The 25,707-nt window shown below is 40.9% G+C and carries 21 protein-coding genes and 3 riboswitches; of the genes, 10 read left to right on the top strand and 11 right to left on the bottom strand.

What is annotated here, in order from left to right; translation table 11 throughout:
- Positions 1 to 101: 101 nt before the first annotated feature.
- Positions 102 to 1,010 carry a diaminopimelate dehydrogenase gene (locus F9B85_RS05530; protein WP_151619364.1) on the bottom strand — a complete coding sequence of 303 codons (909 nt, stop codon included), beginning with the start codon at positions 1,008 to 1,010 and terminating at the stop codon, positions 102 to 104.
- Between the two features lie 183 nt (positions 1,011 to 1,193).
- The gene (locus F9B85_RS05525) at positions 1,194 to 2,378 is read right to left on the bottom strand and encodes an S-layer homology domain-containing protein (RefSeq protein ID WP_170270209.1); all 1,185 of its coding nucleotides are present in this window, start codon (positions 2,376 to 2,378) and stop codon (positions 1,194 to 1,196) included.
- Positions 2,379 to 2,768: 390 nt separating this feature from the next.
- On the opposite strand from F9B85_RS05525, the gene F9B85_RS05520 reads away from it, so the two are divergent.
- On the top strand, positions 2,769 to 3,068 hold the full coding sequence (locus F9B85_RS05520) for a PAS domain S-box protein (RefSeq protein ID WP_151619360.1): 300 nt from the start codon (positions 2,769 to 2,771) through the stop codon (positions 3,066 to 3,068).
- 6 nt (positions 3,069 to 3,074) lie between these two features.
- On the opposite strand, the gene F9B85_RS14310 is transcribed toward F9B85_RS05520, so the two are convergent.
- The 4 genes from F9B85_RS14310 to F9B85_RS05505 are packed head-to-tail and all read right to left on the bottom strand — an operon-like array spanning position 3,075 to position 7,414.
- The gene (locus F9B85_RS14310; protein WP_170270207.1) at positions 3,075 to 3,251 is read right to left on the bottom strand and encodes a hypothetical protein; all 177 of its coding nucleotides are present in this window, start codon (positions 3,249 to 3,251) and stop codon (positions 3,075 to 3,077) included.
- A 31-nt stretch (positions 3,252 to 3,282) separates the two neighbouring features.
- The gene (locus F9B85_RS05515) at positions 3,283 to 4,602 is read right to left on the bottom strand and encodes a Ger(x)C family spore germination protein (protein ID WP_151619358.1); all 1,320 of its coding nucleotides are present in this window, start codon (positions 4,600 to 4,602) and stop codon (positions 3,283 to 3,285) included.
- Entirely contained in the window at positions 4,599 to 5,702 is a 1,104-nt protein-coding gene (locus tag F9B85_RS05510) for a GerAB/ArcD/ProY family transporter (protein WP_151619356.1), read from the bottom strand. Before F9B85_RS05510 ends, F9B85_RS05515 begins: the two co-directional genes overlap by 4 nt.
- A complete protein-coding gene (locus F9B85_RS05505; protein WP_170270205.1) occupies positions 5,699 to 7,414 on the bottom strand; it encodes a spore germination protein in 1,716 nt (571 codons plus the stop codon). The genes F9B85_RS05510 and F9B85_RS05505 overlap by 4 nt, the downstream gene beginning before the upstream one ends.
- Before the next feature lie 304 nt (positions 7,415 to 7,718).
- Between F9B85_RS05505 and F9B85_RS05500 the strand changes: the two genes are divergently transcribed.
- The 3 genes from F9B85_RS05500 to F9B85_RS05490 all read left to right on the top strand — a co-directional run bounded on the left by F9B85_RS05500 (position 7,719) and on the right by F9B85_RS05490 (position 11,886).
- On the top strand, positions 7,719 to 8,759 hold the full coding sequence (locus tag F9B85_RS05500) for a GGDEF domain-containing response regulator (RefSeq protein WP_151619352.1): 1,041 nt from the start codon (positions 7,719 to 7,721) through the stop codon (positions 8,757 to 8,759).
- Positions 8,760 to 8,930: 171 nt separating this feature from the next.
- Positions 8,931 to 9,734, top strand: a complete 804-nt coding sequence (locus F9B85_RS05495; RefSeq protein ID WP_151619350.1) for a slipin family protein — start codon at positions 8,931 to 8,933, stop codon at positions 9,732 to 9,734.
- A gap of 79 nt (positions 9,735 to 9,813) precedes the next feature.
- A riboswitch (cyclic di-AMP (ydaO/yuaA leader) is annotated at positions 9,814 to 9,956 on the top strand.
- A gap of 121 nt (positions 9,957 to 10,077) precedes the next feature.
- Positions 10,078 to 11,886, top strand: a complete 1,809-nt coding sequence (locus F9B85_RS05490) for a KamA family radical SAM protein (RefSeq protein ID WP_151619348.1) — start codon at positions 10,078 to 10,080, stop codon at positions 11,884 to 11,886.
- A 59-nt stretch (positions 11,887 to 11,945) separates the two neighbouring features.
- Here the strand turns inward: F9B85_RS05490 and F9B85_RS05485 are convergent, their stop codons facing one another.
- The 5 genes from F9B85_RS05485 to F9B85_RS05465 all read right to left on the bottom strand — a co-directional run bounded on the left by F9B85_RS05485 (position 11,946) and on the right by F9B85_RS05465 (position 17,738).
- Positions 11,946 to 13,334 (bottom strand): TIGR00341 family protein, encoded by a 1,389-nt coding sequence (locus F9B85_RS05485; protein WP_170270204.1) that lies wholly within the window; start codon positions 13,332 to 13,334, stop codon positions 11,946 to 11,948.
- Between the two features lie 109 nt (positions 13,335 to 13,443).
- On the bottom strand, positions 13,444 to 13,965 hold the full coding sequence (locus tag F9B85_RS05480) for a DUF2179 domain-containing protein (protein ID WP_151619344.1): 522 nt from the start codon (positions 13,963 to 13,965) through the stop codon (positions 13,444 to 13,446).
- Between the two features lie 88 nt (positions 13,966 to 14,053).
- The gene (gene ablB / locus F9B85_RS05475; RefSeq protein WP_151619342.1) at positions 14,054 to 14,914 is read right to left on the bottom strand and encodes a putative beta-lysine N-acetyltransferase; all 861 of its coding nucleotides are present in this window, start codon (positions 14,912 to 14,914) and stop codon (positions 14,054 to 14,056) included.
- Complete coding sequence (kamA, locus tag F9B85_RS05470; RefSeq protein WP_151619340.1) at positions 14,911 to 16,194, bottom strand: lysine 2,3-aminomutase; 1,284 nt, start codon at positions 16,192 to 16,194, stop codon at positions 14,911 to 14,913. The genes ablB and kamA overlap by 4 nt, the downstream gene beginning before the upstream one ends.
- A 190-nt stretch (positions 16,195 to 16,384) precedes the next feature.
- A riboswitch (cyclic di-AMP (ydaO/yuaA leader) is annotated at positions 16,385 to 16,523 on the bottom strand.
- 93 nt (positions 16,524 to 16,616) lie between these two features.
- Entirely contained in the window at positions 16,617 to 17,738 is a 1,122-nt protein-coding gene (locus F9B85_RS05465) for an HD-GYP domain-containing protein (protein ID WP_151619338.1), read from the bottom strand.
- Between the two features lie 181 nt (positions 17,739 to 17,919).
- A riboswitch (TPP riboswitch) is annotated at positions 17,920 to 18,037 on the top strand.
- Positions 18,038 to 18,115: 78 nt separating this feature from the next.
- Between F9B85_RS05465 and thiC the strand changes: the two genes are divergently transcribed.
- From thiC to F9B85_RS05435, 6 genes are all read left to right on the top strand, one after another.
- Positions 18,116 to 19,423 (top strand): phosphomethylpyrimidine synthase ThiC, encoded by a 1,308-nt coding sequence (gene thiC / locus F9B85_RS05460; RefSeq protein ID WP_170270202.1) that lies wholly within the window; start codon positions 18,116 to 18,118, stop codon positions 19,421 to 19,423.
- A gap of 20 nt (positions 19,424 to 19,443) precedes the next feature.
- Positions 19,444 to 20,541, top strand: coding sequence for a thiamine-phosphate kinase (thiL, locus tag F9B85_RS05455; protein WP_151619336.1), 1,098 nt, complete (start codon positions 19,444 to 19,446; stop codon positions 20,539 to 20,541).
- Positions 20,542 to 20,582: 41 nt separating this feature from the next.
- A complete protein-coding gene (gene thiD, locus F9B85_RS05450; RefSeq protein WP_151619334.1) occupies positions 20,583 to 21,407 on the top strand; it encodes a bifunctional hydroxymethylpyrimidine kinase/phosphomethylpyrimidine kinase in 825 nt (274 codons plus the stop codon).
- A gap of 143 nt (positions 21,408 to 21,550) precedes the next feature.
- Entirely contained in the window at positions 21,551 to 22,075 is a 525-nt protein-coding gene (locus F9B85_RS05445; RefSeq protein WP_151619332.1) for an NADH-quinone oxidoreductase subunit NuoE family protein, read from the top strand.
- Positions 22,050 to 23,876 (top strand): NADH-quinone oxidoreductase subunit NuoF, encoded by a 1,827-nt coding sequence (locus tag F9B85_RS05440; RefSeq protein ID WP_151619330.1) that lies wholly within the window; start codon positions 22,050 to 22,052, stop codon positions 23,874 to 23,876. Before F9B85_RS05445 ends, F9B85_RS05440 begins: the two co-directional genes overlap by 26 nt.
- 19 nt (positions 23,877 to 23,895) lie before the next feature.
- Positions 23,896 to 25,647 (top strand): NADH-dependent [FeFe] hydrogenase, group A6, encoded by a 1,752-nt coding sequence (locus F9B85_RS05435; protein WP_151619328.1) that lies wholly within the window; start codon positions 23,896 to 23,898, stop codon positions 25,645 to 25,647.
- Positions 25,648 to 25,707 lie beyond the last annotated feature (60 nt).

Here is a 25,707-nt window from a genome sequence, read left to right as displayed (position 1 = left end):
CGACCTTTTTTCTTTACCTGAGCTATGCCTAACTAATCGTCACTCAGTAGAAATTGTACGCACTTGCTTAAAGAAGAACTTCTTCAGCAAGACCTTAATGACTATACTAGTTGACGAATCAATGTTTCCCTATCGCCATAGATGTAGTCAATGATGGGGACTTCAATCATCGTATAAGCACCTGGCTTTTGCTTGAAAGTTGCTCTAGCAGAGGCGATTAATACTTGCGCTGTTAAAGCAGGATTATTGATACGCATCTCAAACTTTAAGATTTGGTTATGGCTTGAGCCTGATACGCCTTTTCTTTCCATAAGTACACCATGACCCATATCGACGAGGTCACTTACTTTGGGTACTGCGATTACATGGGACTCATCTTTGTTAAAATAGTCATCCTTAAGAATAGCTTCTTCAACAGCTTTGAAGTCTGCGCCTTCTTCCAGCTCAACATAGACCATGCGACGGTGAACGCTAGTGCCTAAAGGGATAGTCATAGATAGAGCATCACGGACACCCTCGATGGATTTAGCGGCAACGGAGTGCCCCATACTCATACCAGGTCCGAAGTTAGTGTAACTAAGCCCTTTAGGAGCCATGAATTCGAAGATGCTACGAATCATGGAATCTGTTCCAGGATCCCAACCGGCAGAGATGATAGCGACAGAGTTATGTTTCTGTGCCACCTCATTAAGATCTCGACGAAGATCAACGAGGGCGCCATGAATATCGTAACTATCTACGGTATTAATGCCAAGGGCAAGAATTTCTTTGGCTTGTTCAGGAACAGAACGAGTTGGTGTTGCTAAGATAGCTACGTCAACGTGACCTAACTCTTTGATGGAAGTAACGACAGGGACGCCCGTCAATTCTTTTGGCATTGCTTTGTTCATGGAACTGGCTCTACGGACGACACCAGCCAACTCCATATCAGGTGCAGTTTCAATAGCTTGCAAGGAATACTTACCGATATTGCCATAACCTACAATGGCGACTCTGAGTTTCTTTTCCACCTTTTCACTCTCCTAGACAGATTATTGCATTTTTCGATTCCCAAACCCATGCTTGTATATTGTATCAGGTTGCAAAGAAAAAAGCGAACCTACATAAGCAGAAAGAGGAATAGAAAGCCCTGCTTGTCACTTAGGACAGGCAGGGCTTTCTACTATTTTTACTAAGCTTTTAATTCATATTCCTTACTCTTGATTTAGGTAATCAAGAACGTTGAGGAAAAGAACAGCCGCTTGAGCACGTGTTGTTACACCTTGAGGTACATAGCGGTTTTCTTCTTGACCTTTTACAAGACCATTTTCTGTAGCTGTAGCGATATAAGGTACAGCCCAAGTAGCTACGTCACCAGCATCAGCAAAAGCAAGTTCAGTTTCAACTAATTCTAATTCGAGAGCTTTAACCACAAAAGCGGCCATTTCGTCACGAGTAATTTTTTGTTCAGGCATTAAAGAGAAAGTGCCATCAGCATTTTCGTAACCTTCTAGAATACCAGTAGCAACTGCGGCAGAGACAGCACCTTTGTAGTCTTCGTAAACGAGATCAGCATCAACAAAAGGAAGGTTCACTTCTTCTGTTGTTAGTGCAAAAGCACGAGCTGCTAGGACAAAGAATTCTACACGAGTAATTTCTTGGTCTGGCTTAAAGGTCTTGTCTTCGTAGCCAAAGATTAAGCCTTTTTCAACAGCATCAAGAATATAAGCATTGGCCCAGTGACCTTCGATATCAGTAAGACCTGTTGGTACAACTACTTCTTCTACCGCTTCTTCACCAAAATGTAGAATTTTAGCCAAAACGGTTTGCGGAGAATCAGTATTTGTTACATCCATTAAAGTAAGATGAACTTGATAAGCAGAAGTAGCTAGAGCATTTTCTACATCAAAAGGCACAACAAAGTCTTCGTAGAGCTTCTCAAGCTCTTCTAAGGTCAATGCATCTACATCTTGCCCTTCAACTTGCAGACGTGCAAAAAGGTCTTCGACGTCAAGATTAGCGATAACATCGACAACATCAGCACCATTTTGCAATTGTGCATAACCTGCCATTAAAGCAAGCAGATCTTGTTGGTTTTCGGCAACCATCAATGTAGCCGTGCCGTAAGATACTTCATCTTGAATCAATTCAGCTTGCAATTGTAGTGAAAAGTCAGCTCCAAGAGCGGCTCTACCAGCTAGTTGAATCAGCTCAGGAGAGGTTAACAGTTCATTAAGAAGCCCTTCAGCATCAACATGTTCCTGAAGTAGAGCTTCCCATTGTTCCGTAGCCGCCGCTGTGTTGTTTGTAGTACTTTCTTCAGCCACTGCTAGAGGTAAGAAGGTAAAAAGCATTGCAAAGACAAGCAGTGGTGACAAGTAGGTACGCATTTTTTGCATCAAAGTAAGATCCCCCTTTTGAAATTTTAGAAATATAGATGATAGATGAGTAAGGAAACAGCGGACATGAAAAATGACTTCTCTTCTTTTCATAAAAGGTATCATTGCAAATAATAAAACAAATAAAAAAGCAAGATAAACTTAAGAAAAGAAAGAAATCATGTGGAAACAATATAACATATGCGATATAGGAATGCCAAAAGCGAAAAAAACATACCCACAGTGTTTATTGTGGAATAAATCACTGTGGGTCAATCTAGCGTCAAGGTTCTTTGTTTTATAATGCTTTGGTAAAGGGTGGATTAAAATAATTAATGATACTTGCTAAAAAAGCTTTTTTCGAATATAAGTAAGAAATAGATACTTTATTACCTAGTAGGTGATTTAATTATGAATGAAGATAAATCTTTAATCTACATGGAAGCAAGACTACGTAAATTAGAATCTATTATAGATAATTCGAAAGATGCTATCATTATTGTAAACAAAGAATCAATCATAACTAGCTGGAATAAAGGTGCCGAGAAAATATATGGCTATCAAGCTGAAGAAATCTGTGGACAAAATTACTGTGTCCTCAAAGAACCAAGCAAAAGAAAAAGCTGTCTCGGTTACTTTCAGAAGCTAATTGACTTAGAAAAAAAACAAAACATAAAAACATTACACATGAGAAAAGATGGTAAAGTATAAGTTAAATTAACTGCGCAGAAAGAATATAAGAAAAATAGGAAAAGCAAAAGCCACAATAGCAAGTAGATAAGTTGTTAGGGCCGCTAGCTTTAGGCCTTTGCGCCATTGTTGGCGGCCATAATTAATTGTGTAAAGTACTATGGTAATTATAGTTAACAATAAGATCAACTGCCCTAAATTCATTGTACTTTCTCTCTTTTCTTGGGTCTTTGTACTACTCCTGTTCAGGAATTACCATCGGTTGAATGACAAGACCAGGGCGACGCAAGTTAAAGTCAACGGTGACATTCACTTCAGCCTGAGCAAAGCGCTTCTTCCAATCTAAAGCAATATATTCCTGCTTATAGAGCATTTGAGTGCGAATAAAGCGAGCCAAATAGAAGGGATCTGTTTCTAGCTCTTGCATTTTACTTATCAATTCTATAGTTTGTTCGGCAATTACCTTTGTTACTACTCCTTCTAAGAGTGGATAGGTTTCTGGCGAAATGTACTTTTCTAAAGATTGAATATCTCGTACATTGCCTTCTAAGAAAAAAGTAATATCAATTGTTACGGGGTCTTCTTTCTGCCAATCTATCTCCACTCGAGGTGGACGGGAACGATATAGTTCAACAGCAAAAGTTTTATTTTCTACTTCAGGATCTTCAAAAGTCCAAGTGCCATAACGATAGCTGTCTCGTAAAAGACTGTAAACACGTGACTCCCAGCCAGATATTTGCTCAATCATTTTGCCTTCTTGGATTACAGCAAGGCCAATTATTTCTAATGGGTTGCCACCGGAACGGTTGATATGCTCCATCTGTTCTCCACCAATAATATCTTTAACTGATTCCCTGTACTTTTCTGTTGGCATGGGCACTATCTTGCCATCTTTTTTCTCTTCTTCTATGATAGGGTTGATGCAAATCAAAGGAATCACCGTATCAACATGATGCTCTTCCGTTTCAGCCACAAGGTCATGCAAAATAATGGGTCGAGCATAACCTGTCTCACGAATGCTTTCGTTAGTACCTTCAATATAGCGTGTTACAAAAGCTTCTAACACAGGCATGTTAATCAAAAAAACGTCTCTAGCTGTGCCAAATTTGTTAATCCATACATAAATAGTGCGACGGAAATGAGGATCTCTTTCTAGATGATCAATGTGGAAAAGAAGGCCTTCCTTGTAGGCCAATTCTTCACCAAAAATAACAACCCGAAGATGGCGGAAGTCGAGACTTCGCTCAATGCTTGTTCTCAGCAAGGAGATAGCTTCAGGAAGAGAGCGAGCTGTTACCGTAACAACTTTACTCGTATCTGGCATTTCTTCAGCACTTGTACCTTTACCACCACGAGGGTCCAGATTACCTGGCACAGCAATGCGGAAAGTGAAATCATATTGATTATCGATAGCGCTCTGGTCAATGCCTAGCGTTAAGACAAAAGCAAGCGATTCTAGCTCTCGCCGATCCCAACAGCCTGTATTCAATAGAGTAAGAAGCAAAAGCAAGGAGAGAAAAATAGCTTTAGGTAGAGATGAGGACTTTATCTTCATTGCCTTTGCCTCCTTTGACGGTGAAAGAGCAAGGCCCAGAGCCAGGCCAATATGGGAATGCCAAAAAAGGGAATCGCTATATAGGCAGGGAATAATCGATAGTTTTTAACAGCTTCCATGCTAGATTCATGGTAAAAAGCAATAGCCAGCAGAATGACGGCTAGCGGAAATAGAAAAGGTCGATAGTCAGAAGCTTTAGCGCCTTGGGCCAGCGAGAGAGCACTAACGTAAAGACCAGTTGCCATACCAACAATGGATATAGAAGCCCAAACGAACATAAAAAGCGGATCGATGCGCTGTAAAAAAGCGCCATAGTAGACCAAGCGAGTCAACTGGAAAAGGGGAAATCCTAACTCCGAGCCTGTGTGAACAGGGAAAACATAAATATAAATGGCCATAGCAAAGAAGAAGAAAAAAGCGACAAAGATAAGAGAAGTAAAGCCCGTGCGTCGAAGCGTTTGGTGTTTGCGAAAAAGTGGTGCTATAAAAGCCAGCAAAAGAATCTCTTTATAAATTCCAATATGATTGACAGTAGAAACGAAGAGTCTCCACTCACCGTATCCGAGCCAAGGGGAAAAGTTGTAGAATTCACCTCTTCCCACAGCTAACAAAAAGGTAACGACAAAAGCAACGAGGAGCCAAGGAAAAAGTAACCCTGCCAGACGGGCTAGATTCTCAATGCCAAAGTAGGCCAGATAGACAAAGGTAGCGACCATAATAAAAAGTACAGCTGATAGCGGCGTCTGAGGCAAGAGTGTACTTAAGAGAAACTCACCAATAATGCGAAGCTGATAGGCTGTAATGACTAGAAATAAAAAGGCAAAAAGAACACCAATAATCCATTGCATGGAGGAACCCCACAGTTCCCCGATGATTTCTAAGAATGATAAGTCTTCGAATCTTTGGAGTAGGTTAGTTAGGATATAGAAAAAGAGTAGAGAAAAAATCAGTACAAGAATAGGTACAGCCCAGGCGATAGGGCCTGCTTCTTCAATCAGGTGACGTGGCATGGCCAAGAACATTTTTGTATAGATCAAGTAATTGCAGAGGCAAAAAGCTTCAAAGCTACCGATAACGCCGTCTTTTTTGCGTATCTTCATTGCTTTTTCTTTTTCCTTAGAGCAGGCTTCTTTGATCTTGTATAGCTTTTCAACAAATGAATTTCCGACGGCGTATTTACATCCCAGGGCCTCTGCAGGAGAGCTTCTTTTTGTTTATTTAAAACACCCATAAAGGTAGGGCGTAATTCTTGGAGATAAGGTAGAGGGCGAATGATCACATCTTGATTACCTGGACGAAGTGGACTTACAGGTGAGAGAAAAGGCACACCAAGAGACTTTAGTGAGACGAGATGGTGGGCTAGTAGCAGAAGTCCTACAACGATACCAAAAAAACCAAAGGTACTAGCAAAAAAAACAAAAATAAGCCGCAAAATCCGGACGCTATAAGTCAGCGTATAGTAAGGTATAGAAAAACCGGCCAGTACAGTAATAGCTAAAATAACAATGACTATAGGCGAAACAATACCGGCTTCAACGACAGCCTGTCCAATAATTATAGCTCCCACAATGCCGATAGTTGGTCCAATCATATTGGGAATGCGTAAAGCTGATTCACGAATAAACTCAAAAGCCAGCTCTAGGAATAGGATTTCTAAAAAGGTTGGAAAGGGGACTCGTTCTCGCGCCGAAGCAATAGAAAGCATGAGCTCTGTTCGAATCATTTCAGGATGAAAATTCACGACCGCTATATAGAGACTAGGCAAGAAAATGGCCACAATTAATGCAATGAGACGAATAACCCTAGCAAAAGTACCGATGGGCCAACGAAAGTAATAGTCTTCGGGACTATGAAGCTGAGACCATAAAGTAACAGGCATCAGCAAGGCATTGGGGCTTCCTTTCATCATTACTGCCACAGAGCCTTCTAAGAGATGACTAATCGTTCGGTCAGGTCTTTCCGTAGTAATTCCTTGCGAAAAGACTGATAAAGGCCTTCCCTGAACGTAATGCTCTAGATTCCCGATGCTATGGAGGGCATCGACATTGATTGCTTGAAGTCTTCTACGCATTTCCTTTACCAGCTTTGGAGAGGTGACCCCTTCAATATAAAGCATATAAAGACGTTCTTGTGAGCGGTGCGGTTGTTCAATAGGCTCAGCAATAAACTCAGGAATCGACAAGCGCATGCGTAGTAAATAGAGATTAGTTCTTATTTCTTCTACGAAGGAGTCATTAGCACCGCGGATGACTGTTTCTGTTTTTGGTGATTCTACGGCACGGCTTTCTCGAGTGCCTGCTTTGACAGCGAGAGCAATAGCAAAACCTTCAACATGGACGAAAACTCTCCCTGCACTGATTTGAACAGCGCTGTCTTCTAAAGTCGTAACTTCTTTTGTGACATGACTGTAAGTAAGTAGATCTTTTAAGTTCTCCCAAGACAATTGTTCTTGCTCCGCATTCAAACTAACGAGCGGTTCAATCACCGCATCTTGTACTTGCTGTGCATCAATCATACTTTGATAATAAAAGATTGAAATTTGCCCATATGAGGTTTTAAGAACACGATTGACAAAATCGGGATTTTTATTGGCATGAAAGAGAGAAGCTATAGCCTTCTGAATATCTTTAGTTGCAACAGGAATATCCCTTTTCTCTTTGTTTTTAGGATTGTATTTTCTCGTGAGAGTTACTTTCCTCTGATAAGGCTGACGACTAGAACTGAGAGAAAAAGTCTTACCTTGTGTAGAGGAGTCCACAACAAAGAGTTTCTTAAAATTTTGTAGACTTTTCTTCCAATTCAAAAGGCTCACAACAGCTACTCCCCTCATAATAAATACAGTATAGATAGTCTTTACTATTTTTCAGCGGTCATAGCTTTTGTGGACCATGAAATATATACCATACATAACAAGTTTGTAGATTCTCATGCTTCTATCATTTCTAACAAGAGAAAAGAGGAATTTGAACAAAGAGAGAGAACTATTAGTAATAAGAATTGAGCTTAAGAAGACGGAACAGCCACTTGTTATAAAAATATTGAAACTTGAGATTCGATAAGCAGAAGGGGGGGAAGGCTATTCTGCAGATAGATATTGTCGCAGAAGCCGAGGAAAGATGAAAATTTTGATTATCGACGGAGACCGAGAAGTACAGGCAATGCTACAATCTATTTTGCATCTATCTGGCTACAAAGTCATAACGACATCAACGCTTGAAGAAGCTGTTGATTTATGTAATTGTAATGTTAGAGGAGATAAAGTAGGCGATAAGATCGATCTTGTTCTAATGGATTTAGCTTTATCAGTTGGCGAAGTAAAAGGCTCCGATGCCCTAGCTGATTACAAGAAAATTAAAAGCCACAAAAAATTCAAAAATACGCCTGTGATTATGATGACCGGAATTACTGATATGGATGAAATAGATGAAGCTTTTCATCAAGAGTCGATCGACTATATTACTAAGCCTATTCGGAAAGTAGACTTAATCGGTCGTGTTCGATCTGTATTATCAATGAAAAGTGAGATGGACAGTCGACAGGCTCGTGAGAAAAAGCTCTTAGAAGTAACTCGAAAACTAGAAGAAGCCGTTCAGAATTTAGAACAGCTTTCCTCTTACGATGCTCTCACCGGTATAGCTAACCGAAGATACTTCGATAAATATCTCAAACTTATGTGGAATCGCTGTAGTGAAGATGAGCTTGAGCTGTCTCTACTTATGATTGATTTAGACTTTTTCAAAGATTTTAATGATACTTATGGACATCAAAGCGGCGATAGTTGTTTGCAAGAAGTTGCCTCAGCATTTCAGAGCTTTTTCAAGGTTACAGGAAGCCTAGTATGTCGTTACGGTGGTGAGGAGTTTGCTGTTATCTTGCCTGATACAGCAGGCGATAAAGCTCTTACTCTAGCGGAAGAAGCTCGTCATCAGATTGAGCAACTTATGATTCCTCATCGCATGTCCTCCATTAGTGATCATGTTACGGTCAGTATTGGCCTTGCTACAACCGTACCAAGTGAAGATGTCGAAATCGACAGTGCTATGAAACTGATTGATTACGCCGATAAAGCTTTATATATGGCCAAAGGACAGGGGCGCAACCAGGTTATGTCTTACGAAGAGATGAAGTGTTACCAAAGAATTCCAAAATCTTCGTGAAGCTAAATGTATGAGTAATAGAAGCTTAATTAAAGGAAAAAGAAAATATAAGAAGACATCAATAAAGTAAATTCTGACAACATAGAAAGTCAGAATTTTTTTGTTTTTATTATTCTTTCCAATAATGGGAATGAAGTCTAATAAAAAGGAAAATATAAGAATGAAGAAAGGATGATCAATGATATGGATGGTTTTTTCAATCTGCTTTCCGTAGGCTTTTGGTTTATTCTCATTGCTTTTTTACTTTTCTCTATGTCTCGAATTGTGGGGCAATATGAGCGTTCTATCTTGTTACGATTTGGAAAGTTCGTTAAAGTACTTGATCCAGGCTTAAACTTTGTACTGCCTTTTGGCATTGATCAAACTATTCCTATTGATCTAAGGACAGCCACTATTGATGTGCCAAGGCAAGATCTAATCACCAAAGATAACGTACCTGTTTCAATTGATGCTGTTGTTTACTTTTCTGTTTCCGATCCCAAGGCGGCTATCTTAAATGTTCAAAACTATCGACATGCTACGACCTTGTTAGCACAAACTTTATTAAGATCGGTTCTAGGCGCTCATGAGCTTGATGATATGCTCTCTCAGCGCGACAAATTAAATTCCTTGCTACAAGAACAGTTAGATAAGCAGACCGATGCCTGGGGAATTAAAGTTACTGGTGTAGAAATCAAAAACGTAGACTTACCTGAAGGTATGCGCCGTGCTATGGCTAAGCAAGCGGAAGCAGAGCGGGAAAGAAGAGCTAAAGTTATTGCCGCCGAAGGGGAATTTCAAGCTTCTCAGAAACTGTTAGATGCAGCTACCGTAATTAGTCGTGATCCTGCTGGTTTGATGTTGAGAACATTGCAAACTCTTTCGGAAGTAGCAAGTGACAAAAACAGTACTCTCATTTTCCCTATTCCTATTGAAATTCTTCAGATGTACCGTGGAGATAAGAAAAATAATATACCAGAAGGGGAAAACAAATAGGCGGATCAAGTAAGAAGAGAAATTTTGTATACAAGATGCCTTTTTTATGCTATAATCATGATGTTAAAAACGAATAGTGCCCTTTTGAACGCTGAGTTTCTTATCTTTATGATAAGGAAGCGGGGGAACCAATAATTGGGGTGAATCCGGGGAAGAACCGGTAGGGTGAACCATTCATCCGAATCCGTCAGCTAACTTCGTAAGCGTGGATGGTGCGAACGGGCGCATATGAGTTTGTATTTTTTGAATAGAATACAAGCTTTTCTTTCTTACGCCTTTTAAGCTCTCGACGCATCTTTGTCGAGGGCTTTTCTATTTTTAGACATTGGAAGGAGTGAGGTTCATGGGTTTTGAACACCCAATTCCCCAATGGAATTTACCTGAAAGTACCTTGTCTGAGCAGGTTGAAAAAGCGGTGGCTACTTTTTGGGAAGCCAATCCTATACTTTTAGAGCTTCTTTCGAAAAGCCGAACCTTAGAAGAAGCTCGAGAGCGGGTTTATAATTATCTACACGACTTTGAGCGGAAAAGCTTGCATAGCAAGATTTATCTCAATCCTATGGAGCGACAAGTAGGCCGTAAGGCTTTGCACGTATTAAAAAATATTTTTGCTAAAAGAAATGAAGATGTTACTCAAAAAAGTGCCCTTAAGACTTTATACAAAATAGCTCAAAAAACAAATCGACCAGTATCGCTAGCTTTTATTGAAGAGATGAGTCATCTTTTTACGGCTATGAAAGGGCAAACCAAGCTTTATGGTGCTGTGCAACAAGGCGAGGTGGCTTCTCAAGATGAAAGACTTTCGCAGATGGCTCGCCAGGCCTTGCAGTCAGCTCGAAAGTATCCCCATGGTTTTGAAACTTCTGTTTTACAGGAGCGAGCAGAAAACCGTCAAAGAATTATTGATTATTTCGGAGCTACAGAAAAGGATTGGCAAGATTGGCAATGGCAATGCCGCAATGTTATTAGAGATGTAGAGACTTTGTCACAACTTGTTGATCTTACAGAGGATGAGCAAGAGGCTATTGTACTAGCTAAAGAACATCAAATTCCCTTTGGAATAACACCTTATTATGTATCTTTAATGGACTTTGCTTCCCATCGTCGTCGTGACCATGCCATTAGAGCGCAAGTATTGCCCCCCTTAGAGTACGTCAAAGAGATTATTGCTGGTCGACAAGATCCCACTAAGACTTTTGATTTCATGGGAGAGCGAGATACGTCTCCAGAAAAGTTGATTACTCGTCGTTATCCTATGATTGCTATCTTAAAGCCTTACAACACTTGCGCACAAATCTGTGTCTATTGTCAGCGCAACTGGGAGATTGACGATGTTCTTTCGGAGAAAGCTCAAGCTTCTCGCAACAAGCTAGATAAAGCTTTGCGCTGGTTCAGAGAGCATCCTGAAGTAGAAGAGATCTTAATCACTGGTGGCGACCCTGCTGTTATGAATGATCATGTTTTTGCTACAATTCTAGAAGAAGTTAGCAAGCTAGAACATGTACGTAGAATTCGTATTGGCAGTCGCATGCCCGTTGTATTGCCCATGCGCTTTACAGAAGAATTTGCTGACTTGCTAGCTAAATATTCTATTCCTGGAAAGCGTGAAGTGGCTGTAATGACTCATTTTGAACATTCCTATGAGACTACGCCAGAAGCTATGCTTGCTATTCAAAGATTAAGACATAGAGGAATTCCAGTTTATAATCAGGGTGTTTACACCATGGATAATGCTCGACGATTTGAAATGGTAGCACTGCGTAAAAGGTTGCGTCTTATGGGTGTGGACCCTTACTACACTTTTAATGCTAAGGGCAAAGAAGAAACTAAAGACTATCGAGTTCCTATTGCTCGACTTTTGCAGGAGCAATCAGAGGAAGCTCGCCTCAACCCAGGTCTCGATCGCTCTGATGAAGCAGTTTTTAATATACCACGTTTAGGCAAGAACTATCTCCGCGCTGGTCAAGATCATGAAGTGATTATGATCGATGAAGAGGGAAGTAGGATTTATGAATTTTTCCCTTGGGATCACAGCAACCTAGAAAGTGAACCTTTCTTGCATAGTGATGTACCCATCTTCAGTTTCCTACAGGAAATGGAGAGAAGAGGGGAATTAATTGAAGAGTACCGCTCTATCTGGTACTACTATTAATAAAACAAAAAGGAGAAGGCCTACTCAGGCCTTCTCCTTTTTGTTTTAGCTTTTTGTTCTTATATCTTTTTGTCAGAATCAGCATCTGAAGAATCTATAGCGTCCTCTTCTCCCCTTTGTTCTTCATCCACTTCGGAGCTTTCTTTTACTACAGGTTGAATGATAGATAAAGTGACTTTTCTTTTTAAGCGATCTTCAATTAGATTAGTTAGAAGGTTTGTCAAAGAACTATCAATGATAGCCTCAGGCTCTAAATGGATCGTTACTCTATAGGTAGATGTATCTCGATAGTAAGAAAAGGAGAAAGTTTTCCACTCAAAATCAGGAGAGACACGACTTTTTTCGATGAGGATATCTTCGATAAGTTTTTCTGGATTATTCAGAGTAAGAGAAGAACTTTCTGTTTCTGTTGATAGAGCCATCGCGGGAACTACTCTTTCCTCTATTGAAGAATCTACCAAAGAGTGACGATCGACTTCTGCAACACGAACCATCTGCATTTGCAAGGAGACGGGAGCTTTTAGCTTATGTTCAAGGAGGTTTTCTATCTCGCGAAGTTGGTTTGGTGTAAAGTGCTCTGGAGAGCGAACTACAGCATAAATATTCATCCCTGATGATTCTTTCTGATAATTATATGACACTAGTTCTGTTCGAGGAATGATCTGTAAGTTGTCAGTCAAAGATTGATAAATAAGCTTGTCTGTTTGATTGCGATCAATAGCTCTGGCCATGATGGTGATTAAAGGGATGGAGATAATCACGAGTAAGGCAATAGAGATGGTAAAACGCTGACGAACATTAAGAACTTCTTGTTTTTCTCCGCTGAACTTAGAAGTAAAACCAGCCAGCAAGAAAACGATAGAACTAGCAAGACTAATGGCAATTAAGTTAGCTAAGAAAAGAAGAAAGCCGCCCATAACAACGCTGTATTCATATGTAGCTAGTCCTATACCTACAACACATAGCGGTGGCATTAAAGCTGTGGCAATAGCTACACCTGGTAAGGCCGACGATTTGGGGTGATATGTAATCGTATAGGCGCCGGCAGCACCGGAAGCTAGTGCGATAAGCAAGTCAAAAAGAGTAGGTTCAATACGTGCTAGAATTTCTGGTGTAAGTTCTCTTGTGGGAGATAGCAAAGTAATGAAAGTAGCTAAGACAATAGCTAGAGTAAGTCCTGTGAGCTCTGCGAATGAGGCTCTTCTCAAAAGTTGTGTGTCACCTAATGTAATAGCCAGTGAGCCTGAGATGATCGGATTCATCAGTGGTGCAATTAACATGGCTCCAATAATGACAGCGGCACTATTGGTAAGCAAACCAAGAGTGGCTACAATACCAGATAGACTGACCATTAGATAAAAGTAGCCATTAGCTTGTCCTGCTTCACTTAAATCATTGTATACATTTTGTTTTTGTTCTTCAGAAATCTTGGCAACAATTTTTTGCACGATACACCTCAATATCTCAAAAAAAATCCTTTGTTTTAAGTATAGCAAAGGATAGGAGTGAGACAAAGAGAAAAAAATTGTTTTTATAAAAGCTGACAGAACTAATGCCTTATTTACGGGTAGCTCGGAAAGTACCACCTCGTATGGGCCTCGTGTCTGTAACAGTAACAAAAGCTTTAGGATCCCATTCGTTTACTTTTTTCTCTAGCTCTCGGAAGCGCTTTCTTTCAAAAACAATGTTCAGAAGTTGGTGACATCCTTCTCGTCCTTGGCAAGGGAAAAGGCTGACACCGAAGCCTTGTTCTCGTAAGCGATCAGAAAAGTTCCAAGCATCGCGGAAAGTTATAACTTGCATGGTCAAGTAACCGATAGCCAGCTTCTCTTCTAGCCAACTACCTACAACATTACCGGCGGCAAAACCAAGGGAGTAGACAATGAGACTGACAGGATCATCGAGTGTATCGAAGACAAGCTTTAAGGCGATGATGTAGATTAATACTTCGAAAAAGCCAAAAGTAGCAGCCCATAATTTTTTGCCTCTCATAACCATGAGGACACGAAGGGTCATCATAGTTACATCAATTACTCGAGCCATAAATACAACAAAATAGCCAAATAGTAGTGCGGTCACTTTGCTTGCTCCTTTCTTTCTTTATTAAAAGGAAGAAGGAAACCTGCCTATGAAGGCAGGTTTTCGTGACAAAAATAGGTGTGCCTGTCTAGTAGTTAATATTGTATTTTACCCAGAGGTTCATATCTTCATAGGAACCAGCTATATCGCAGTTGTTAATCAACCTACCCTGATAGCGGTAGCCTAACTTATAGAATACCCTATTGACTCCATATGATGTAGCCCGTGCTAAGGTATAGAAACGATAGTCACCTTTCTTGAGCATAGCTTTTTCTACTAGTGGTATTAGGCGCTCAGTAAAGGCTAGACCTCGATGATCCTGATGGGTTGCACAATCGGTAATCTCACAACGCATCCATTCTTTTTCCGGATAGCCTGCTACAAGGCTTACCAGTTTATCTTCATAAAAAGCGCCAGCAAATAAACAACCTTTAGTCATGAGCTCTTGAATATATGCTGGATTATCAACAGGACTTGGATAGGTCTCAAAGACTTCTCTTAGTAGCTTGGAGATGGCAAAGCTATCTCGACTTTGTAAAAAACGCAGATCATAAGAGGACGGGAGTGGATCTAATTTTTTGATAGGTTTTTCAGCTATTGCATGCAATAAGGCCTTTTCTTCTTCTGTTTTTCGGGAGATGCCTCGCTGAGGAACTATATAATAAGCCATAGTAGCCATTGTTTTCTCTTTTTTTTCGCCTTCTATGATACCTTCTAGTAGAAAGCCTTGCTCTAGCAAAGGAGCTAGCTCGCGAATAGGTGCCCAAAGCCAGATTTTTTCGAGCTTTTCTTTTTTTGCTACTTCTATTATAGAGGAAGCAAAAGTAGGAGGTAGGGGAGAAGGGATTGAGGTGATGATGAGGCGACGATTAAGCTGATCTACTTGTGGAGAAATAGAAGTAGAATCAAAAGTACATTCTTTCGTCAGCCTGCTTTTTTTTGAAATCATCGACTTTCCACCACCGCGTTTTGGTAGTAGTTGCCTGCTCGTCTTCGATCTCGCTGATTATCTTGCGGTACAAGGCAAACCTTTTCCCCTCGGAAAAGCTTAGCTAAGCCAGCACGACTTGCTTTTTTGGAATTACAAGTCTTTTCACAGATTTCGCAGGCGCTTTGTTTATCACGAGGTTCTTGATAGACTGTGATTAAGCCTTCGTAATTACGCAAAACTACTTGATCGTCCGATTGTGAGATAAGATAAGTAGGTTGAACAGGTATTTTACCGCCACCACCTGGTGCGTCGACGACAAAAGTTGGAATAGCTAATCCCGAAGTATGACCACGCAAGGTTTCGATAATTTGGATTCCTTTACTTACAGATGTTCGAAAATGTTCAATTCCGCGAGAGAGGTCACATTGATAGAGGTAATAGGGACGAATGCGCATTTTTACTAATTTGTGCATTAGCTCTTTGATCGTCACAGGACAGTCATTAACACCTTTTAATAGAACAGCCTGGTTACCAAGAGGCACACCGGAATTGGCCAACCTAGCAATAGCTTGCTCTGATTCTGCCGTAATCTCTTTAGGATGGTTAAAGTGAGTGTTCACCCAGACAGGGTGGTATTTTTGAATGATTTCAATAAGTTCCGCTGTAATTCTTTGAGGCATTACTACAGGTGCTCTTGTGCCAATGCGAATAATCTCAACATGAGGAATCTTGCGTAAAGCAGAAAGTAAGTACTCTAACATTTCATCGCTAATACAGAGTCCATCACCACCAGAGATGAGCACATCGCGTACTTCAGGAGAACTTCGGATATAATTAAGAGCTTGGTTGAGCTCTTTTTTACTTCTTTGCTTATCTTTCGTTCCTGCAAAGCGTCTTCTTGTACAATGGCGGCAGTACATAGCGCATTGGTCTGTTGTTAATAAGAGGACTCGATCAGGGTAGCGATGAGTCAATCCAGGCACAGGAGAGTCACCATCTTCATGAAGAGGATCATCTTGGTCAGCTGGTGAAGATTCTAGTTCTAAGGCAGAAGGAATGGATTGGAGGCCAATAGGGCAGTTGGGATCTTCTTGATCGATAAGTGAAAAGTAATAAGGTGTTATGGCCATACGGAAGCTCGCCAAGCTCTGTTGAATGCTATGAGCTTGCTCCTCTGTGAGAGCCATTTTTTCTTGTAGTTCATCGAGTGTTGTAATGCGGTTGGCCATTTGCCATCGCCAATCATTCCATTGCTCATCAGTTACGTCAGGCCAATATCGTTTTCGCGATTCAGTCATTCTCATCCTCCTAGAATTCGTTGGGACTAGCACTAACAAAAAAGCTCTCGCCGTAAATACCAGCGAGAGCTAAGAAACACAATAAATTCACAATCAGACAAAGAGGTGCCATAAAAGTAAAAAAATGGGACGAAATGGTGCGAATAGGCTCTCTCAGTGCCCTGCAAAAAGATAGTGCTAGACTGGGGGAAATGCCCTTTTATGGCGCTTGCGAAGTTAGCTGTCGGATTCGGGTCAAAGAGCAGACCCTACCAGTCAAAGGACTGGATTCACCCCAAAAATATTGGGTCCTCCGCTTCCACAACGGTGAAACTCAGCGCTGGATAATATTTTATTTTCCTATTTTAGGATAACACATATAATATAGCCTGTAAAATAGTAAGGAGAACCTTATGGTTCTCCTACTAGGTAAATGCTAGGCTCTAGTTACATTGTTCTTCTCTGGTGCAGTATAACAGTTGATTAGTCTCATTTTCTGTAAGTATCTTATTAATAAATAAAGTTGGATGTCTTGTTAAATCAATTTCTACACAATCTGTTAAAGGTTGACCTTCTGTAGAGGCAATTAAGCGTACCACAGGGCGAGTCTGAAAAAGCTTGTTTACATCTACGACGATACCAATCTCTAGAGAACTCAATTGTACAACTGAGCCAATTGGGTATATAGCGATATTTTGCAAGAAAGATTGTGCAATAGTTGGGTCTAGATGATGGGTTGTGGCGGCCAGAATCATTTCATGAGCTTGATAAGGCAAAAAAGCTTTGCGATAAACTCGATCGGCAACGAGGGCGTCGTACATATCGGCAATAGCAACAATGCGCGCATACTCATGAATTCCTTCACCTTTTAGGCCTCGAGGATAGCCAGAACCATCAAAGCGCTCGTGATGTTGAAAAGCCACATGAGCGCTTAGGCTAGAGAACTCTTCACGTTGGTTGCGAATCAACTCAAATCCATAATTGCTATGCTTTTGAATTTCCCTAAACTCATCATCTGTTAAGGCACCTGGTTTATTAAGAATTTCAAGAGGAACAAGCATTTTCCCGAGATCATGCAAGAGAGCACCACAAGCTAGATCTCGAAGCTGTAATTCATTATAGCCCATAGCTAGGCCTGTCATAATAGACAGAACGGCTACATTAACAGAATGACCAAAAGTATAATCGTCGTGTGAACGAATATCGCTCATATGAATTAAAATATGACGATTAGAGATAACTTCATCTAATAATCTAGAAACTGCTTTCTTTACTTCTTTAGCATTGATTTTGTTTTCGCCAGCTAGTTGAACACGTTGAAAAATATCTCGTACCGTTTTTATCGTTGCATTCCGCACTTCTTCACTAATCACTTGAGGAAGGGGAAGATCATCTATAAGTTGGTCTTTAATAAAAACAGCTGGTATGCCAATTTTTTGTAAACGTTTAATAAAAGGGGCAGATACAGTAATACCTGCACCAAGCAAAGTCTTCCCATCAGAGCTGTATAGGCTACGGGCTAAAATCATGCCAGGTGTTAGTTGTTCAATTGATATTTTTCTCAAAAAAAATAGCCCTCCCCTATATTTTACTTGTTATAACATTTCTCTTTATGTTGTCAAAATCCTGCTTAGAAAAGGTTTTGGGCAAAAATTGTAAAAAAACAAAAAAAAGCTTTTGCGTGACTTTTCTAAAAAAAAAGGATACAATTGTTTTTGTGAAAAACTTATAACCCATTCAGTCATATATGACCGCTAGGGGAGCCCGATGATGTTCGGGCTGAGAGGGAGTAAGCGCTAATTACTCCGACCCTTTGGACCTGATCTGGAGTAATACCAGCGGAGGAAAGCGGATAGAGCAGATCTATTTTCTATCCCTCCTTGTGATTACTAAGGAGGGATTTTTATGTCTGCTAGGGGTAAAAAAACCAGGAGGATTGATTATGCGTACAATTCAGCCGGGAACACAAATGATGCGAGCAATTCAAGGTGAAGTAACAGCAGAGATGGTGCAGGTAGCAAAAGAAGAAAAGTGGGAGCCAGAAGTCTTAAGGGCTGAAATTGCTGCTGGTAGAGTAGTGATTCCAGCAAATAATCTTCGGCCTCGAGAAAAATATTGTGGTGTGGGAAGAGGATTAAAGACCAAAGTTAATGCCAACATAGGAACGTCAAAAGGTACTTCTGGAATTAATTACGAAAAAAGCAAATTAGCAATTACCATAGAATGCGGTGCCGATGCTGTTATGGATTTGAGCACTGGTCCTGACATTGATGGTGTACGTAGAGCTTTAATCGATGGTTGCCCTATTGCTTTCGGCACTGTACCTATTTATCAAGCAACAGTGGAAGCACAAGAGAAGAATGGTTCTTTTATCTCTATGACAGAAGAAGATATTATTAAAGCTGTAAAAGCACAAGCTGAAGACGGCGTTGATTTTATGACGATTCACTGTGGACTAACGCTAGAAGCTTTAGAAAGGCTTCGTAATCATAGCAGAATTACTGATGTTGTTTCTCGAGGCGGCTCTTTTTTGACTGGTTGGATGTTACATCACGAAAAAGAGAATCCTTTCTTTACACGTTTTGATGAAATCTTAGAGATTGCTCGTCAATACGATATTACGCTCAGTCTTGGAGACGCTTTAAGACCAGGTTGTCTGGCTGATGCTACTGACCGCGGTCAGATTCAGGAATTAATTTTACTAGGTGAACTGGTGGAACGTTGTCGTGCCGCAGAAGTTCAAGTAATTGTAGAAGGACCTGGTCATGTACCTCTCGATCAAGTTGAAATGAACATAAAATTACAAAAACGACTTTGCCAAGATGCTCCCTTCTATGTCTTAGGTCCTTTAGTAACCGATGTTGCTCCTGGTTATGATCATATTACATCAGCTATCGGAGGAGCTATTGCCGCCGCCGCTGGTGCCGACTTCCTTTGTTACGTAACACCAGCTGAACACCTGGGCTTGCCTGATGAAGATGCTGTTCGTCAAGGCATTATGGCTTCAAGAATTGCTGGTCATGCCGCCGATATTGCTAAGGGCGTCGCAGGAGCGGCTGATTGGGATCGAGCTATGGCGAGAGCGAGAAAATCACTAGATTGGGAAGAACAACGCAACTTAGCCATGGATCCAACAACTTTTGATAAGCATCCCCATACGCGCAGTAAAGAAGGTTGTTCCATGTGTGGACCTTATTGTTCTATGAAGATAGTTAGCGAATACCTTGGCCGTCCCATGGGAACTTGCTAGATAGGAGTGCGTAAAGCAAAGTGTCAACACCCATAGATGCTGTTGGGGAGTTTGGCCTAATTGATCAACTCGTAGAAGCTTGGGCAGAAGGTGCTTCTACGAGAGCCGATCAATATGAGCGACTTTGCCAACTTCTTGGCTCGAAAGTAATAGGTCCTTTCCCACCCCGTCTTGCTGTTGGTGATGATGGAGCTATCCTCGATATTCCTCCCCAGCGGCCTTTATTAACTACTACCGATATGCTTGTAGAAGGCGTACACTTTCTATGGTCGTCAGAACGAATTTCTTCCCTCGGTCGTAAAGCCCTAGCTGTCAACATAAGCGACATTGCGGCTATGGGAGGGGTTCCTAGCTGGGCTTTTTTGTCCATTGCTGTACCTAGAAAGGCTTCTGTAGAAGATGTAAGAGCTTTGTATTATGCTATGGGAGAGATAGCTGGTTGCTATGGCATTACTTTAGCTGGTGGCGATACAGTACAGTCTGATAAATGGGTTATTAATGTGACCTTATTAGGACTAGCAATAAAAGAACCAGTACGGCGCAGTGGTGGAGAAGAGGGTGACTTAATCGCTGTAACGGGCTCATTAGGAGATTCCGCGGCAGGTCTTCACTTGTTATTATCGAGTTCACAGCTAAAAGGAGCAGGGGAAAGCTATCTATTGCAACGACATCTAGAACCAACACCAAGAGTTATGGAAGCATCAATACTAGTTCAGCAGGACGCTGTTAAAGCCATGTTAGACATAAGCGATGGATTAAGTAGTGAAATTCATCATCTCTGTCGACAATCACAATGTGGCGCTCTTATAGATCTATCAGCCCTACCTATTAGCGAAGAGGCACAAAGTTTAGCTCATTCCATAGACCAATCTGCTCTTGACTGGGCATTATCGGGTGGAGAAGATTTCGAACTACTCTTTACGATAGCAAGAGAAAAGGCAGAGTCCCTGCAAGAGTTAATTCATAACGAGACAGGTACAGCCATTTCCTTTATCGGTGAATTAAGAAATTCATCAGAAGGTATTCGAATCTATAATAGTTCGAATAAAGAGAAGAAAAGCTACCCTCTTGAAGCTAGAGGATATAATCATTTTTCTGGTTTATCTAGGACTGAGTAAATTGCGACAATCTGAATGGCTATGGAGTTAGAAAGTGTCTAATGATTAATAAAGTCGTACCTGAACTCCCCAAAGTGCTTTCCATCGCAGGGTCAGACCCTAGTGGAGGAGCAGGCTTGCAAGCTGACTTGAAAGTGATGGCTCAACTAGGTGTCTATGGAGCGGCAGCAGTAACAGCACTAACAAGGCAAACTAGCGAAGGTGTTCAGGATATTTATACTTTAGATTCTAACTGGGTGCTTACCCAAATCACCGAAGTACTCTACGATCTGCGTCCACAAGTTATTAAGACAGGTATGTTACAAAGCCCTTTAATTTTACAGGGTCTGGCAAAAATCTGGCGAGACTATCAAGCAGTAGAAAAGGAAGCAGTGCTAGTCGTTGATCCAGTACTGCACTCAGGAACAGGTGTAAGCCTATTAGATAAAGGCGGATTGAAAGCTTTTCGTGAAGAGCTGTTACCTTATACGACAGTATTAACACCTAATGTTCCTGAAGCGGAAGCTTTCACAGGTATGCAAATCAAAAGTACTGAGGATATGGAAAAAGCAGCTCGCTTACTTTTAGACTGTGGCGTACAGTGGGTCTTGATAAAAGGTGGACATTTTCAACAAGACAGAGGAGAGATAGTCGATATACTCTACTCTTCTGAACAGATCTATGATTTTCCAGGTGAGCGTGTTCCAGCACAAGATCCCCATGGTACGGGTTGTACATTAGCATCAGCGCTGGCCTCTTATCTTGCCTTATCCTATTCAGTACCTGAAAGCACAGCTCGTGCTATAAAATGGGTGCGCCAATCAATTGCTAATGCTATTTATGTTGGCAAAGGTCGGCCGGTAGTTTGTCAACAAAGCTTACAGTAACAAGAAAATATTGTATGAGACTTCAAAAAAGTGGCCTTTTCATCCCTTAGTGCATATATAAAGGGAGAGAAGGTCACTTTTTTCTTTTCTCACTTTCTCAGTCCTTACAAATCTTTCAATCTTACAAAAAGGAGGCTTCATCAATGAGCATTTGCTCATGTCAAAACAAAAAGTTTGATAAGCTTCGGGAAATCATAGCAGAAAAAAAAGGAACAGCCGGTGCTCTAATTCCTGTAATGCACGAAGCCCAAGAGCTTTTTGGTCATTTGCCTATTCATGTACAAAGCTTTATTGCTGAAGCCCTAGAAGTTCCTATGGCCGATGTCTACGGCGTGGCAACTTTCTATTCAGCATTTACTTTAGAAGCGAAAGGAACATATTCTATTCATGTTTGTCTTGGCACTGCTTGTTATGTGAAAGGCGCTCAAGCCATCGTGGACAAGCTAGCTGAATTATTGCATATCAAAGTAGGTGAAACAACAGAAGATGGTTTATTCACCTTAGAAGCAACACGTTGTATAGGTGCTTGCGGCCTTGCTCCTGTACTAACAGTGAATAATGAAGTCTATAGTCAAGTATCGGTAGAACAAATTGACGGCATTGTGCATAAATACATGGAAATGGCATGGAAGGATGAAGAGGATGGCAACAGCTCAACAAATAGCTAAATTGCGCGAGCAGACGCTCCAAAGGGCCAACCTTGATGATTCACGCCAGGGTATTCGCATTGTCGTTACTATGGCCACTTGCGGTATAGCAGCAGGTGCTCAAAAAGTCTATGAAACTTTGAGAAAAGAAATTACACGCTATGGTTTAAACAATGTTATCGTAGCACCTACAGGCTGTAATGGTCTTTGCCATTATGAACCTATTGTAGATATCTACGTACCAGGGAAAGAAAAAGTAACTTACGTACAAGTAACAGCAGAAAAGATTAAGAAAATTATTGCTCTTCATCTTTTTGCAGGGAAGCCCGTTCTTGATTATGCTTATGAGAAAGACATGACTTATCAAATGCCTATTGCATTAAGTAATAGCGGAATTATTAATCCCGAATCTATAGAAGAATATATCGCCCTAGGAGGCTATCGGGCTGAGATTAAAGCTTTAGATATGAAGCCAGAAGAAGTCATAGCAGAAATAAAAGCATCAGGCTTACGTGGAAGAGGCGGCGGTGGCTTTCTTACGGGTCTGAAATGGGAGTATACAGCACGTGCAGAAGCAGATCAGAAATATGTGCTTTGTAATGCTGATGAAGGTGATCCTGGTGCTTTCATGGATCGCAGTATCTTAGAAGGTGATCCTCACAAAATCATTGAAGCCATGTCTATTGCCGGTTATGCCATTGAGGCAACCTGTGGTTTTATCTATGTTCGAGCTGAATATCCTCTTGCTGTAAAAAGATTAGAACTAGCTATTGAGCAAGCTCGAAAGTTGGGCTTATTAGGAAAAAATATTCTTGGCAAGAACTTTTCCTTCGATCTAGAAATTCGCCTTGGAGCCGGTGCTTTTGTCTGTGGAGAAGAGACAGCACTAATGGCATCTATTGAAGGGAAAAGAGGAGAGCCGCGACCAAGGCCGCCTTTTCCTGCCCTAAAGGGTCTTTTCAACAAGCCAACGTTGCTAAATAATGTAGAGACTTTTGCTAATGTCCCCATGATCCTCAACAACGGTGCAGAATGGTATTCCTCCATAGGTACAGCGAAAAGCAAAGGAACAAAAGTTTTTGCCTTAGGTGGAAAAATCAACAATACTGGGTTAATAGAAATTCCCATGGGAACAAGATTGGGCGATGTAATTTATAAAATAGGTGGTGGCATACCTAAGGGCAAAAAGTTTAAAGCCGCTCAAACAGGAGGACCTTCAGGCGGTTGTATACCAGCAGATTATATTGATAGTCCCATTGAATATGAGACTTTGATAGAGCTAGGTTCCATGATGGGCTCTGGTGGACTTATTGTAATGGATGAAGAGACTTGTATGGTTGATGTAGCTCGTTTTTTCTTAGAGTTTACGGTAGAAGAATCTTGTGGCAAATGTCCACCTTGTCGCATTGGTACAAAAAGAATGTTAGAGTTGTTAGCCAAAATCACTAACAATGAAGGTCAGGTAGGAGATCTTGAGAAATTAGAGCAACTGGCCAAAACTATAACAGCGGCCTCTCTTTGCGGATTAGGTCAGACTGCACCTAATCCTGTCTTAAGTACAATTCGTTATTTTCGTTCAGAATATGAGGCTCACATCATAGAGCGCAAATGTCCAGCTGGCGTCTGCAAAGCTTTCTTAGAATTTACCATAATTGATGATAAATGCCGCAAATGTGGACTATGTGCTCGTACCTGTCCTGTTCGAGCTATTACAGGTAAGATAAAAGAACAACATGTCATAGACAGAGAAAAATGTACAAAATGCGGCCTCTGTATGAGCAAATGTCCTGTGAAGGCTATTCAAAAAAAGTCAAGAGAATAAGGAAGAAGAGGGTCTTTCTATGAATAAAGTAAACTTGACTATCGACGGCCGTCAGGTAACTGTTTCAGCGGATAGTACTGTATTAGAAGCTGCCAGAAAACTAAAGATCAAAATTCCTACTTTGTGTTACTTAAAAGATATTAACGCTATTGGCGCTTGTCGCATGTGTCTAGTTGAAGTCAAAGGGGCTCGTTCCTTGCAAGCCTCTTGTGTTCTGCCTGTTGAAGAAGGGATGGAAATTAAAACTAATAGCCCCCTAGTTCGTACAACGCGCCGTACAGTGTTAGAACTTATTCTCTCTAACCATAATCGTGAATGTACCCTTTGTGTTCGTAACAGTCACTGTGAATTACAAACTCTAGCTATGGAAATTGGAGTTCGTGAGATTAGCTTTCCTGGAGAATTACCAGAGCGACCGGTCGATCAACAATCGCCAGCTCTCCTGCGAGATGGTAGCAAGTGCATACTCTGTCGACGTTGTGTTGCCCTTTGTCATCAAGTTCAAAGCGTAGGAGTTATTCAAGCAACAGAACGGGGCTTTCAAACGACTATTGAGCCTGTATTCGGAAAAAGCTTAAATGAGGTTGCTTGCATCTTTTGTGGTCAGTGTATTCACGCTTGTCCTGTTGCCGCTTTGCAAGAAAAAGATGAAAGAGATAAAGTATGGAAAGCTTTAGCCGATCCAGACTTACATGTGCTAGTGCAAACAGCACCGGCAGTTCGAGTCGCCTTAGGTGAAGAATTTGGCTTGGGAGAAGGAAGAAATGTAACAGGTAAAATGGTGGCGGCACTTCGTCAACTAGCCTTTGATCGCATCTTTGATACTAACCTGTCTGCAGACTTGACTATTGTTGAAGAAAGCCATGAATTAATGGAGCGTGTAAACCAAGGTGGCCCTTTTCCATTGATAACCTCTTGTAGTCCAGCTTGGGTAAAATATGTAGAACATCATTACCCTCAATTGCTTTCCCATCTTTCTACTTGCAAATCTCCACAACAAATGATGGGTGCTCTCTTAAAAACTTATTATGCTCAAATAGCTAACATTGACCCAGCTAAGATTTTCGTTGTATCAATTATGCCTTGTACAGCCAAAAAGTTTGAATGTCAACGCCCTGAGATGAGAGCTTCAGGCTTTCAAGATGTAGATGTAGTATTAACAACTAGGGAATTAGGCCAGATGATCCGTCAGGCGGGAATTGATTTTCCTAATTTGACGGAAGAAGACTTTGATGAACCTTTTGGAGAGTCAACGGGAGCGGCTATGATTTTCGGAGTTACTGGCGGTGTAGCAGAATCAGCTTTACGAACTGTTGCAGATTTACTTACTGGTTCGACAGTAGAAAAGTTCGAATATGAAGAAGTCAGAGGCCTTGAAGGCATCAAAGAAAGTACAGTACAAATAGGTGAACAGCGCTTTAGGCTTGCTGTGGCTAATGGCATAGGTCAGGCCAAAAAGCTTCTTGAGCAAATCGTAAAAGGTGAAAAACAATATCACTTTATTGAAGTTATGGCTTGCCCCGGAGGTTGTATTGGAGGGGGCGGACAGCCAATCTGTAAAGAAAGAATTGAAAAAGAAAAAACAGACTTCCCCATTGAACGACTAAAAGCATTATACAAAGCAGACAAGGGAAGCACTTGGCGTAAGTCTCATGAAAATCCCACAATAAAAGAGCTCTACAACAAATTTTTTGAAAAGCCAAATAGCAAGAAAGCTCATGAGCTACTTCATACTGCCTATATGAAGCGACCTTTAACACCAAAAGAATAAAATAAAAAGAACGTTATTTCTTTTTCTGAGAAAATTACCTTTCTGATTAAGAAATAACGT

The sequence above is a fragment of the Heliorestis acidaminivorans genome (genome assembly GCF_008933955.1).
GTDB classification, from domain to species: Bacteria; Bacillota; Desulfitobacteriia; order Heliobacteriales; family Heliobacteriaceae; genus Heliorestis; species Heliorestis acidaminivorans.
The sequence above is the reverse complement of the archived record's forward strand: the minus strand, read 5'-3'. Positions and strand labels throughout refer to the sequence as shown.